This window comes from Paenibacillus sp. AN1007 (assembly GCF_040702995.1).
GTDB lineage: Bacteria > Bacillota > Bacilli > Paenibacillales > Paenibacillaceae > Paenibacillus.
Map to the genome: position 1 here is coordinate 3426918 of NZ_CP159992.1, position 13797 is coordinate 3440714.

Annotated in this window: 9 protein-coding genes and 1 pseudogene; 1 reads left to right on the forward strand and 9 read right to left on the reverse strand. The window is 46.0% G+C overall.

Features of this window, described 5'->3' with window-relative positions; all coding sequences use genetic code 11:
- Positions 1–696: 696 nt before the first annotated feature.
- The 8 genes from hslU to ABXS70_RS15210 form a co-directional block, all read right to left on the reverse strand.
- Entirely contained in the window at positions 697–2103 is a 1407-nt protein-coding gene (gene hslU, locus ABXS70_RS15175) for an ATP-dependent protease ATPase subunit HslU (protein ID WP_342555455.1), read from the reverse strand.
- A gap of 114 nt (positions 2104–2217) precedes the next feature.
- On the reverse strand, positions 2218–2760 hold the full coding sequence (hslV, locus tag ABXS70_RS15180; protein ID WP_111269998.1) for an ATP-dependent protease subunit HslV: 543 nt from the start codon (positions 2758–2760) through the stop codon (positions 2218–2220).
- 26 nt (positions 2761–2786) lie between these two features.
- Positions 2787–4124, reverse strand: coding sequence for an FADH(2)-oxidizing methylenetetrahydrofolate--tRNA-(uracil(54)-C(5))-methyltransferase TrmFO (gene trmFO / locus ABXS70_RS15185; protein WP_342555454.1), 1338 nt, complete (start codon positions 4122–4124; stop codon positions 2787–2789).
- A 22-nt stretch (positions 4125–4146) separates the two neighbouring features.
- On the reverse strand, positions 4147–6246 hold the full coding sequence (topA, locus tag ABXS70_RS15190; protein WP_342555453.1) for a type I DNA topoisomerase: 2100 nt from the start codon (positions 6244–6246) through the stop codon (positions 4147–4149).
- A 145-nt stretch (positions 6247–6391) separates the two neighbouring features.
- Positions 6392–7522, reverse strand: coding sequence for a DNA-processing protein DprA (dprA, locus tag ABXS70_RS15195; protein WP_366288893.1), 1131 nt, complete (start codon positions 7520–7522; stop codon positions 6392–6394).
- Positions 7523–7766: 244 nt separating this feature from the next.
- Positions 7767–8696 carry a succinate--CoA ligase subunit alpha gene (gene sucD, locus ABXS70_RS15200; protein WP_090923883.1) on the reverse strand — a complete coding sequence of 310 codons (930 nt, stop codon included), beginning with the start codon at positions 8694–8696 and terminating at the stop codon, positions 7767–7769.
- A gap of 63 nt (positions 8697–8759) precedes the next feature.
- Positions 8760–9920 (reverse strand): ADP-forming succinate--CoA ligase subunit beta, encoded by a 1161-nt coding sequence (gene sucC / locus ABXS70_RS15205; protein WP_342555451.1) that lies wholly within the window; start codon positions 9918–9920, stop codon positions 8760–8762.
- Positions 9921–10164: 244 nt separating this feature from the next.
- Positions 10165–10620 (reverse strand): MarR family transcriptional regulator, encoded by a 456-nt coding sequence (locus ABXS70_RS15210; RefSeq protein WP_342555450.1) that lies wholly within the window; start codon positions 10618–10620, stop codon positions 10165–10167.
- A gap of 487 nt (positions 10621–11107) precedes the next feature.
- On the opposite strand from ABXS70_RS15210, the pseudogene ABXS70_RS15215 reads away from it, so the two are divergent.
- Positions 11108–12731 (forward strand): annotated as a pseudogene (locus tag ABXS70_RS15215) (YifB family Mg chelatase-like AAA ATPase).
- A 471-nt stretch (positions 12732–13202) separates the two neighbouring features.
- Here the strand turns inward: ABXS70_RS15215 and ABXS70_RS15220 are convergent.
- A complete protein-coding gene (locus ABXS70_RS15220; RefSeq protein ID WP_342555448.1) occupies positions 13203–13754 on the reverse strand; it encodes a nitroreductase in 552 nt (183 codons plus the stop codon).
- Positions 13755–13797: the final 43 nt, after the last annotated feature.

Here is a 13797-nt window from a genome sequence, read left to right on the forward strand (position 1 = left end):
TCTTAAAATAAAACTCATTTTTACAGTCTGCGTTTCATTATTAATTGATTCAATTTCACACTGTTGTAAAAGCAATATCGGTTGTTAACTTTAGCATTTTTTACCGTCACATTAAGGTTTCAAGCCATCAATCAGCTGTAATTACTCGAAGTCATTTCTGTTTATCTCGCCATTTTATGTACAGGAAAAGACAGATTCTAAAATTTATTTCTCAACACTTTCTTAACAATTACACAGATGAATACTCATTTCGCTGTCTAAAACAATTGATCTCCGCTTCCAATTCCACCAAACAGCATTTTGCGCAAATGCGCAAGTTTTTCCAATCTCTATATTGAATGAAGATTAAGATTTAAATAATTAAAATTCTTTTAATGGAAATAGATGGATGGATAAAATGGGAATACCCACTAATCCGCTACCCTTTATAACGATGTTTATGCGGCACAAGTCCTATTTTCCGGTCTAATTTGCATCTCCCCTCTTTATCGGTCTATTCACAAGAAACTGTTATACCACTATAAAAATAAAAGGGCTGTACCGAAAAACACAGCATCTAACACAGCATGATCTGCAGGTTAATACAGAATCATGTTTGATAGATGCTCACTGTTCTTCAGTCCATACCCTTCGTTTTGCTGCTAGTAACTACTGTAGATGATACCGCAGCTCGTATTGAACACAATAATCTGCAGTTTAAAGAATATACTGGCTTAAATCACGATCTGTTGCAATATCGTTTAACTTCTCACGTACGTACTCCGGTGTAATGATCATATGCTCCAGCGTAAGTTCAGGTGCTTCAAAAGACAAGTCTTCCAAAAGCTTCTCCAGAATGGTATGCAGCCTGCGGGCCCCAATATTTTCTGTATTCTGGTTAACCGACTCAGCCAACTTGGCGATCTCCCGAATGGCTTCATCCGAGAATTCGATCTCGATATTCTCGGTACGCAGCAGATCGACATACTGCTTCGTCAGTGCATTCTGCGGTTCTGTCAAGATCGATACAAACTCATCCAGGCTGAGGCTGTTTAACTCAACACGAATCGGGAAGCGTCCCTGAAGCTCTGGAATCAGATCCGAAGGTTTGGCCACATGGAACGCCCCTGCCGCCATAAACAAAATATAATCCGTTTTAACGGGGCCGTACTTAGTCATAACCGTGGAACCTTCCACAATGGGTAGAATGTCACGCTGAACGCCCTCACGCGACACATCCGGACCGCTTCCACGGCCTTGACTGGCGACCTTGTCAATCTCATCAATAAAAATAATGCCTGTTTGCTCTGCACGCCGTATGGATTCCTGAGTTACATCATCCATATCAATCAATTTACCCGCTTCTTCCTGGGTAAGCACTTTACGCGCTTCCTTAATTGCCAGTTTACGTTTCTTTGTGCGGCGCGGCAGCAGACTGCCAAACATCTCCTGCATGTTCATGCCCATTTGATCATTGCCTTGACCCGCAAACATATCCATCATGTTAGGCGTATGATCCTCTACATCAATCTCAATGATGTCTTCCTCCAGCTTGCCTGAGAGCAGATCAAATCGGATTTTGCGGCGACGCTCCATCACACCTGTGTCCGGTTCAGGCTCCTCCTGTTCCTGGGCGGCATTTCCACTGCCGTTGTTGCCAAAGATCATTTCAAACGGATTACGCTGGTTTTTGGATTTGGACTGAGAAGGAGCCAGAATATGTACAATCCGTTCATTCGCCGCTTCTTCCGCCTTATCCTTCACTTTTTCTGTGCGCTCCAGTTTGACCATACGCAGGGATGTTTCAATCAAATCACGAACCATGGATTCGACATCACGTCCGACATATCCGACTTCGGTAAACTTCGTTGCTTCCACTTTGACAAATGGAGCCCCTACCAGTTTGGCAAGACGACGGGCGATTTCCGTTTTACCGACACCCGTAGGTCCAATCATCAATATGTTTTTAGGTACAATATCATCCTGTGTATGTTCTGGCAAAAGACTGCGTCGATAACGATTCCGAAGAGCAACTGCTACTGATTTTTTCGCTTGTTTCTGACCTACGATATACTTATCCAGTTCCGCAACAATCTGTCTTGGTGTTAAGGCTTGAGTATTCATATGCTTCCCTCCTGCACGTATGTTGGTGTCTGTTCACACAAGAACAAAGAATCTCCATAACGTAAACCGGAGCAGATGCAGCATCATGCCCCTTTACGGGAGATTTCCTTGTGATTACAACTCTTCCACGATAATATTACTATTTGTATATACACACAGCTCCGAGGCAACTTGAAGAGATTCGCGCGCGATGTCTTTAGCTTCCATTTGTACAGCGTGGCGTTTCAGTGCCCGCGCAGCAGACAAGGCAAAATTACCACCTGAACCGATGGCAATAATATCATCATCGGGCTCAATAATTTCCCCGCCGCCTGAAATAAGAAGCATGCCCGTTTTATCCATTACAATGAGAAGAGCCTCGAGTTTGCGCAAAATGCGGTCCTGCCGCCAGTCTTTGGCCAGCTCTACCGCAGCCCGCTGCAAATTGCCATGATGCTCTTCCAGCTTACCTTCGAATTTTTCAAACAGTGTGATCGCATCAGCTACAGAACCTGCAAATCCGGCAACAACCTGTCCACGATACAAACGTCTTACTTTTTTGGCTGTATTCTTCATTACAACGCTCTGTCCCATCGTTACCTGACCATCACCAGCAATAGCTGCCTTGCCATTATGACGAACAGCACAGATCGTTGTAGCATGAAATGACATATCCATAAAATCAGCCTCCCCCCACGAATAATTTATACGCGTTCCGGAACGGTTAGACCTTCTGAAGCAGCAAATTTGGCGATGCCGTCCAAGGCACGGTTCGCAAGTGCTTCATTTTTTTCTTTTTTATTGCGAATTTTCGTTTCCAGCTTCGGAAGCAGACCAAAGTTTGCATTCATCGGTTGGAAGTGTTTAAAGTCCGCAGTGGTAATATATTGAGCCATGCTGCCTAATGTCGTTTCTACCGGCAGTACAACCAGTTCCTGTCCCAGTGCTGCTTTGGCCGCATTCATGCCAGCAATCAGACCAGATGCTGCAGACTCAACGTACCCTTCCACCCCTGTCATCTGACCGGCAAAGAACAGGTTTGGACGCTCTTTAAACTGGTAAGTCGGACGAAGCAGCTTTGGCGAGTTAATAAATGTATTCCGGTGCATAACACCGTAACGCACAAACTCGGCATTCTCAAGTCCAGGGATTAGAGAGAAGACACGTTTCTGCTCTCCCCATTTCAGATGGGTTTGGAACCCAACCAGGTTATACAGCGTTCCCGCTGCATTGTCCTGTCTAAGCTGCACTACCGCGTGCGGGAGTTCTCCTGTATGTGGATTAACCAAACCTACCGGCTTCATTGGACCGAACAATGCCGTTTGTTTACCACGTTTCATCATCACTTCAATCGGCATGCAGCCTTCGAAATAGATTTCTTTCTCAAATTCTTTGAGCTGAGCAACCTCGGCTGTAATCAGAGCTTCATAGAAAACATCAAACTCTTCTTCGGTCATCGGGCAGTTCAGATAGGCTGCTTCCCCTTTATCATAACGAGATGCAAGATATACTTTATTCATATCAATGGAATCTTTTTCAATAATCGGTGCGGCTGCATCATAAAAATAGAAATATTCCTCACCCATCAACGCCTTGATCTGCTCGGACAATGCTGGTGAAGTGAGCGGACCGGTTGCTACAACTACGATGCCATCCTCTGGCAATGAAGTAAGTTCCTCGTTCACCACTTCAATCAGTGGATGCTGATGCAGTGTCGATGTGATCTCGCCAGAGAATCCGTCCCGGTCAACAGCCAAAGCTCCGCCCGCAGGAACAGCATGCCGATCAGCCGCACCGAGAACGAGCGAATTCAGCATTCTCATTTCTTCTTTCAAAACACCTACAGCATTGGCCAGTCCATTGGCACGAAGTGAGTTGCTGCAGACGAGTTCCGCAAATTTATCCGTATGATGAGCCGGCGTTTTAACAACCGGTCTCATTTCAACTAATTTCACCCGTACACCGCGGCTGGCGATCTGCCACGCCGCTTCAGACCCAGCCAGTCCTGCACCAATAACCGTTACTTGTTGTTCACTTGTCAAAATCATTTACCCCCATCGTATGCTAATCCGTTGATTCATCTTCCGGCTCTTCCACCGGCTCCTGATGATCACATGAAGTACACTGCAGTCTTGTTCCTTTTTTATTTCGCTTCTCAATCATTAAAGATCCGCAGCTAGGGCAGGGCTTCGCTGAAGGTTTATCCCAGGATACAAAATCACATTCCGGATATTTGTCACAGCCATAGAATATACGTCCTTTTTTACTGCGGCGCTCCACGACATGCCCTTCCTTACACTTTGGACAAGTGACGCCGATATCTTTGATGATCGGTTTTGTATTACGGCAATCAGGGAATCCTGAACATGCGAGGAACTTTCCAAAACGGCCGAGTTTGTATACGAGCGGTTTGCCGCATTTCTCGCAAATCTCGTCCGAAACCTCATCTTCAATCTCGATCTCTTTCATTTCTTCTTCGGCAAACTCCAGCCGCTTCTCGAAAGATTCATAGAATTCAGCCAGAACTTTAACCCAGTCTTCCGAGCCTTCCTCCACATGGTCGAGGTCACCTTCCATGTTAGCAGTAAATTCAACATTCAGAATTTCCGGGAAAAACTCTTCCATCTGTTCGATGACCAGTTCTCCGAGTTCTGTAGGCATAAATTTCTTTTCTTCAATCGCCACATATCCGCGCTTCTGGATCGTCTCCAGTGTTGGCGCATATGTACTCGGTCTACCTATGCCCAGTTCTTCCAACGTTTTGACAAGACGTGCTTCCGTATAACGCGGCGGCGGCTGCGTAAAGTGCTGTTTCGGCTCAATCTCCTGTTTCTCAAGCACATCTCCGCTCTTCAGCGGAGGCAGTAAACGATCTTCTTCAGTCGTACCATCGTCATTGCCTTCAACATAAACTTTCATAAATCCATGGAAACGTACTTTCGAACCTGCCGCACGGAAAATCGTATCTCCAGCAGCTATGTCCACCGAAAGTGTATCCAGAATAGCTGAAGACATCTGGCTTGCTACAAAACGTTCCCAAATCAGTTTGTATAAACGGAATTGATCTCGGCTCATGAATGATTTAATCGAATCCGGTTCACGCAGGATCGAGGTTGGTCTGATCGCTTCATGTGCATCCTGAGCGTTGGAAGCCTTCTTGGAATAATTCCGCGGACTCTCCGGTGCATACGTTTCGCCATATTTGCCGATGATGTATTCTTTGGCTTCTTCTTGAGCGGAAGCTGCGATACGTGTCGAGTCTGTACGCATATAGGTGATCAGACCGACTGTACCTTCTTTTCCAAGGTCCACACCTTCATACAGCTGCTGTGCAACCGACATCGTTTTGGAAGCCCGGAAATTAAGTTTACGTGCCGCTTCCTGCTGCAGTGAACTTGTCGTAAACGGCGCAGAAGGGTTGCGAGTACGTTCCTTCTCTTTAACTTCCTTAATCGTAAAGTCCGCGCCTTCGATCTGTTTTAGAATCGCCTGCACTTCCGCTTCGCTGCCAAGTTCTGTTTTGGTACCGTTCAACTTATGAAATTTCGCTTCAAACGGGTTTCCATCTGCACTAAGCTTGGCCGTAATGCTCCAGTACTCTTCCGGTTCGAATTCATCGATTTCATTTTCACGATCCAGAATAATTTTGACTGCTACGGACTGAACCCTCCCCGCAGACAAACCCTTCTTTACTTTCTTCCATAATAACGGACTGATCTTGTATCCAACGAGCCGATCCAAAATACGTCTTGCTTGCTGAGCATTGACCAGATCCATATTAATTTTACGCGGCGTTTTGAAAGCATCTTTAACCGCCTGTTTCGTGATTTCATTGAATACAACCCGGCAATCTGCTGTATCATCCAGTTCAAGCGCATGCGCTAAATGCCAGGCAATGGCTTCACCCTCACGATCCGGGTCAGCTGCGAGATACACTTTTTTCACTTTCTTGCGTGCATCCTTAAGTTCTTTCAATACTGAACCTTTACCGCGGATCGTAATATATTTCGGATTAAAATCGTTCTCAACCTCAACGCCGATCTGACTCTTTGGCAAATCGCGCACATGTCCCATCGAAGCTTTCACGATGAACTTGCTGCCTAAATATTTGCCAATGGTCTTTGCCTTTGAGGGCGACTCCACGATTACGAGTGCATCCGCCATAGGTTCATCCTCCTCTCAGTCATGAAACTGTTTCCTGCTATATAAGCTCTTGTTGTGTAAATCATCGTTCGACTTATATAGTTAAATGCTTCATATCATTCTTCTTATTTTATATTCTCCACATACTGCACAGGCTGCAGCATCGTCATACCCTCGCATACTTGGTTCCTGGTAATTGGCTAATCTGCTTTTTTATGATTAAAGATAACAGAACTGAATGTAAATGTCCAAAATCCCAACCTAAACGGTCAATCAGCTGATCCAAAGATTGCTCTTCCTGCTCAAGTAAAACGATAATATGCTGTTCATCTGAAGAGAGCTTTATATCCGGAAACAAACCTGGCTCTGCAGATCCTGCTGTTTCTGCCGAACGTCCTCTATTGTAAGGAAGTTGTTCTGCATTTGGCAAGTCCAAACGATACTCTTCCAATAAATCAGCTGCACAAGTGACCAATTTCGCCCCTTGGCGAATCAAATTATGGGCCCCGCGACTTTTTGGAGACGTAATCGGCCCCGGAACTGCAAATACATCCCTGCCTGCTTCCAGTGCTGCATCTGCAGTAATAAGTGAACCACTTCGTATATCTGCTTCCACGACAAGCGTACCGAGTGTTAATCCCGCAATAATCCGGTTTCGCTCGGGAAAAAGACCTTGACGTGCTCTAGTTCCCAATGGATATTCCGACAAAAGAAGACCCGTTTCAGCAATCTGTTCTGCAAGGCTTGTATTTTCAGATGGATACACATGATCAATGCCTGTGCCAAAAACGGCAATCGTCTTCCCACCTGTCCGGATTACGGCTTCATGACAGACGCGATCTATGCCCCTGGCGAGTCCACTTACAATGGTTAACCCGGCATTGCTCAATTGCTCAGCAAGTTTTTCACCAACCTTACGTCCATATACTGTAGGCATCCGTGTCCCCACCATAGCAATCGAAGGCTGATGTAATAAACGACTATCTCCCCGAGCATACATAATCCAGGGCGGCTGAACGGTTTCCTTCATTAATATAGGATAATTCGAATCCAGATAAGTAATAACCTCAATGCCGCGATTATAAACCTGTTCTCTTCTGCTCTCAATCCAGCTGGTATCAAAACCTCTCGCCAAACGAGCTGCCTGATCTTTTCTGAGTCCCGCCGCCATCCAATCTGCTTCCTTATAATACAGAAGCTCCTGCAGTGAGGACTGCGCTGCCATTAATTTCGAAATACTCTTCTTTCCGATCCCTTCCATCTCATGCAGTCCAAACAAAATCCAACGTTCTTCCATACGACCTGCCCCCCGTAAAAGAGGAGAAAAACTCCCCTCATATTGTGTGATAAGACACGATAAATTGCAAGCGTTTGCACCGTTTGTCCTTATAAATTCTTCTGCATTTTGTTAAAAAAACGCAAAAAAAGCAACCCTTCGTCCTGTAAGGACAAAAGGTTGCTTACCTTTACCGTTTCCCTGAAGAAACCGCTCCAACAATGAATGATTCAGGAGCAGTTTCTTCTATTATAAACGGAATAGATTAATGCGTTGTGCACAAATTCAAAATACCGCGTTCTTCAAGCACGCTTACCAAAGTAGAGCCCATTTCGGCCGGTGTTGGAGCAACTTTGATACCGCAAGATTCAAGCTTCGCAATTTTCTCTTTGGCAGTACCTTTACCGCCAGAGATAATCGCACCCGCATGACCCATACGTTTGCCTGGAGGCGCCGTAACTCCGCCGATGAAACCTACCACCGGTTTAGTCATGTTAGCTGCCACCCATTCTGCTGCATCCTCTTCCGCAGTACCACCGATCTCACCGATCATGATCACGGCGTGCGTCTGTGGATCTTCATTGAAGCGTTTCAGGATATCGATAAACTCGGAGCCTTTAACCGGGTCTCCCCCAATCCCTACAGCAGAAGATTGACCAATGCCGCGTGTTGTGAGCTGATGAACAGCCTCATACGTCAGTGTTCCGCTGCGGGAAACAACGCCGACATGTCCTGGCATATGAATGTATCCAGGCATAATACCGATCTTACATTCTCCCGGTGTGATAACACCTGGACAGTTAGGACCGATCAAAACCGTATTTTTGCCGTCCATGAAACGGTCTACTTTGACCATATCAAGAACAGGGATACCTTCCGTAATACAGATAACAAGATCCAGCTCTGCATCGACAGCTTCCATGATGGAATCTGCAGCGAATGCAGGAGGAACATAGATGACGCTCGCTGTTGCGCCAGTCGCTTCCTTCGCTTCCTGCACCGTGTTGAATACCGGCAGGCTGACGACTGAGCCGTCTTCCAGCGTGATGTCAACATTGGTTCCGCCTTTACCTGGCGTAACACCGCCTACCATCTGGGTTCCGTAGTCCAATGCGCCCTTCGTGTGGAACATTCCCGTTGAACCCGTAATGCCTTGCGTAATGACTTTTGTATTTTTATCAATCAAAATACTCACGTTGCTTCACATCCTTACGGTTATTTTTCAATTCCCGGACAGCTCCGGTACGAAGGAATGAACTTATTTTACGAGGGCCACAATTTTCTGTGCTCCATCGGCCATGGAATCCGCAGGAACGATATTCAGGCCGGATTCGCCCAAAATGCGTTTACCCAGTTCCACGTTAGTTCCTTCAAGACGAACAACCAGCGGTTTGGTCAGGCCAAGCTGCTTCGCTGCTTCAACAACACCGTTGGCAATGACATCACAACGCATGATCCCACCGAAGATGTTAACAAAGATTCCGGCTACTTTGGCATCAGACAGAATGATCTTGAATGCTTCCGTAACTTTCTCTGTTGTTGCACCGCCCCCAACATCAAGGAAGTTAGCCGGGTCTCCACCGTAATATTTAATGATGTCCATCGTTGCCATCGCAAGTCCCGCACCGTTAACCATACAGCCAATGTTGCCGTCAAGCGCTATGTAGCTGAGGTCGTATTTGGAAGCTTCGATTTCTTTTTCATCTTCCTCATCCAGGTCACGCAGTTCTTGAATATCCTTGTGACGGAAGAGTGCATTGGAGTCGAAATTCAGCTTCGCATCCAGCGCGATAACGTTTCCATCTCCGGTAACAACCAGCGGGTTGATCTCGGCGATAGAGCAATCTTTTTCGACAAATGCCTTGTACAAGGCGAGCATGAACTTCACAGCTTTGTTCACGAGTTCATTCGGAATATTAATGCTGTAAGCCAGCTTGCGTGCCTGGAACACTTGAAGCCCGATTGCAGGGTCAACAATCTCTTTAAAAATTTTCTCAGGTGTTGCTTCAGCGACTTCTTCGATCTCTGTACCGCCTTCTTCGGAAGCCATCATAACCACACGGCCTGTGGCACGATCCACAACTACACCCACATAATACTCTTTGCGGATATCGCATCCTTCTTCAATCAGAAGACGTTTCACTTCTTTACCTTCTGGTCCTGTCTGATGGGTCACTAATACTTTGCCCAAAATTTCGGAGGCATAGGCACGAACTTCCTCTGTGCTCTTTGCTACTTTCACACCGCCGGCTTTACCCCGGCCTCCTGCGTGAATTTGCGCTTTAACTACAGTCACCGGACTGCCCAGTGCCTCTGCGGCCGCAACCGCTTCATCGACTGTATAAGCAACCTTCCCATTAGGAACGGTAACTCCATACTGTTTCAGTACTTCTTTTCCTTGATATTCATGGATATTCATTCTCGAATCCTCCTATCAACATGACTGCAACAAGGCGGGCTGGTAGACGAACAAAAGACATATGTTGACTATTTTCACTTAAACCCAATTCATTGTAACACGTTTTTAAAACGCTTTCCTTAAAAAAGTAATGGTTAATAGACAGCTTTTTGATATGGGTATGATCCCTTTTTGTGAATGCTTGGATATATATGGAAAAACCTCAGCCGAATTAGCTAAGGTTCTGTATGCGGGGAAGCTGAAATTATTTTTTAGCAGTGTTTAGATTCGTTTCGTGAACCTTTGCCAGTAGACCTTTGAATTGACCAAGCAGTGCTTCAAACTCTGTACTGTTCAAGCAGGCATCTCCCTGAATGGCATCAGGTATAGATAATGCTTTATTTTTGAGCTCGCGTCCCGACTCAGTCAGTGTAATCATCACTTTACGCTCGTCTTGTGCAGAACGCTCCCGATGAATAAACCCGGCTGCCTGCAAACGTTTCAGCAGCGGAGTCAGGGTACCTGAATCAAGGTACAGTGCCTCTCCGATCTCCTTAACCGTACATTCTTGTCGCTCCCACAATACCATGAGAACCAGGTATTGAGAGTACGTTACACCAAGAACTTCCAAGTAGGGTTGATACAACTTTGTAATTTCACGTGAACAAGCGTATATGGCGAAGCATAATTGATTATCCAGCTTTAATCGATCTGTTTGCATATTATCTTTCTCACCTGCCTAATGTACGTTAAATTGCCTATTCCAGCTGTGCGGGAATCTGTATAGGCATTTCACCTAGCTTCCAGTGAAGTGATTCCCCTATTTCTATCTTATCACAAAATACATTAAAAAAAGAATAATTGAGCACAAATTATTTTACTCCGTCATTTAATCACGTTAAATTAAGTTGTATAAAATATAATCATGATTTATCCAAGTGAGACGTGCGGATATATCTAGACGAATTCATCCAAAATAGATAACTCAGGATCGAAAAAACTGCTGCAGCGAAGATAACATAGGTTTAAAGTCAAAGATAACGAAGGTTTAATAATAAATATGATGACGTTTTAACACTAAAGGTAACAACGGGTTGACGCTCTGATTCCTTTTATATAAAATGCTAGTAGAAGCTGAGGAAGCACCTTAATTCGAGACTGGCTCGCCCTGTGCGAAGCTGATTACCCGAGTGAGGTGTTTCTTTGTTATGTACGGAAAATTGTATAGTTCATGTCTCTACGGAATTGACGGTGTATTGATTGAGGTGGAAACGGATTTATCCAACGGTTTACCTCTCACTTCCATTATCGGACTGCCTGACTCCGCTATCCGGGAAGCCGTGGAACGGGTTCGTGCGGCGATTAAAAACTGCGGATATCAATATCCGCTGCGAGCGCATCACTATTAATCTGGCGCCAGCCGACCTGCGAAAAGAAGGTTCTTCCTTTGATCTTGCCATTGCGATCGCGCTGCTTACGACCAGCGGCCAGCTGATGCTTCCCCTACAGGAACGAACTTTGGTGCTCGGGGAATTGGCACTGGATGGTTCAATCCGGTCCGTGCCCGGTATTTTATCAATGGTTGACTTGGCCAAAAGGCAGGGCTTTACTTCTGTTCTACTGCCTTACGATAATGTAGAAGAGGCTCGTCTGATTCGCGGAATCGACATTTACGGAATTCGCCACTTGAAGGATTTGGTTCCTGATATCACGAGCCTATCAGATGCTTCCCGAGATTCCTTGACCAGCACAGCTGGAACTATAACAAGTGCGGGGCCGATTACCTTGAAGGATTACAGCCATCTGCGAATCTCCGGACAGTCCAGTAGTGAAGCATGGAGTAAAAGAAAGAAAAACTCCTCCTCTTCCTCTGAAGACTACAGAGACGTGCTTGGGCAGCACCACGTCAAAAGAGCACTGATGATTGCCGCTGCCGGAATGCACAACATTATGCTGGTCGGCCCGCCCGGTACTGGTAAAACGATGCTGATCAAACGTCTGCCTACGATACTGCCGCCTTTGTCGGAAGACGAAGCGCTTGAAGTAACCAAAGTGTTAAGTGCAGCAGGTCAGTTAAAAGAAGCTCCGCTAGGATTAATTGCAGACAGACCTTTTCGTTCACCTCATCATACGATATCCACTTCCGGTCTGATTGGAGGCGGAGGAATTCCTAAACCCGGTGAGGTCAGTCTCGCTCATCGCGGAATATTGTTTCTGGATGAACTGCCTGAGTTTCAGCGTCAGGTTCTTGAAGTGCTCAGACAGCCGATGGAGGATCAGACGGTAACGATCAGCCGGGCAAGGGCTGCGTTCACCTTCCCGGCACAGTTCATGCTTGCCTGTTCCATGAACCCATGCCCCTGTGGGTATTTGTCAGCTCAAGCCGAAGAACAGCGATGCATCTGCAGTCCCGCGCGCGTCGCTGCGTACCGGGCAAAAATATCAGGACCGCTGCTTGATCGTATCGATCTGCAGGTCGAGGTACCTCCGCCAGGCGACTGGCGTAAGTCAGGAGCTTCCCCTTCTTCTGCCGAGATGCAGGTCAAAGTAATGGCGGCCCATTCCATTCAGGCCAAACGTTATGCAGCGCATTCCGTCCGATGGAACAGTCAGCTCTCCGGCACATTTTTACGAAAAACCATCCGGCTGCCCACTGACGCAGAACAGTTGTTGAACCAGACCCTGCAGACACTGCATCTGAGCATGCGTGCTCATGACCGAATAATGAAGATGGCGCAGACGATCGCTGATCTGGATCATGAAGGAGAGATACTGACCGCGCATGTGGCAGAAGCGATTCAGTATCGCCAGTTAGACTTGAATTTATTTTAATGCCGATATGCAGCTGCCTAAATAAGAAGCCGTATAGCAGCTCTCTTTACTTGCGTAAAGAAGAGCAAATATACGGCTTGGTTGTCGTTAGAAATACATTCACAAGTGGTGAAGCAGATGTACCTTTCATAGGATCGAATCCTACCAGCGCAAGGAGCTGCTCATTAGCGGCTTGATGAAAGCTCCTTATCCCTTATCCATTAGAATAAAGTTCCAAATAAACTTGAACTCCAAAGGAGGGGATATGAATGGTAACATCGAATCGTGAAGGTTTGACCTAACAGTTGATAGACCATCTAAAGGGGTTGGGTTTTATAACCCGAATCGATGTAATTGGAAGTCTTGCTGAACAAACCTCAGACGTATACTCAGATGGGAAAACTTAGTATTTCCCCTCTGAGGGCGCTTCTAATAACCAGATTTTATCGAAGAATTAAAAGACCACATGGATGTGGTCTTGAATGAAGTTTTTTATTCAAATAAAGTCAGCTTGTCCTTGGCCGGCGTACGCTCTTTCGCTGATGGAATGACATCGGGGTATCCCATATAGATCATGCCGACAATTTTCTCCCCAGCCTTGATGCCGAGCGGCTTCCGAAACTTGGGTGCATATAAAAATGGTTTGGTTACCCAAAATGTACCGATCTGTTCACTCCATGCTGCGAGCATAAAGTTCTGAACCATCGCACTGACTGCAGCAAAATCTTCATCCCAGATCGCTTGTCTCGGATCTTCCTCCAGAACTACAAGCAAAATGGCAGGTACCTGCTGCACACTCGCCGAAAATTTGTTATCCTCGCCCATCTCGGCTTCAATGGCCTCTGCCAACTTTTTGCGCCCTTTGCCGTTGAACAATACAAATCTCCACGGCTCACGCAATTTATGGTTAGGTGCCCATACAGCTGTATCCAACAAATCGATGATGCGCTCCGTTGGTACAGGATCTTTTTTAAATTTTTTGACGGTGCGGCGATTCTGGATCGCATGGCGGACTTCGTTGGTTGTCTCCGTCGTTCTACTCATAGGTCATGCCTCCCAATCAACATATTACACGCCAAGTTACAGC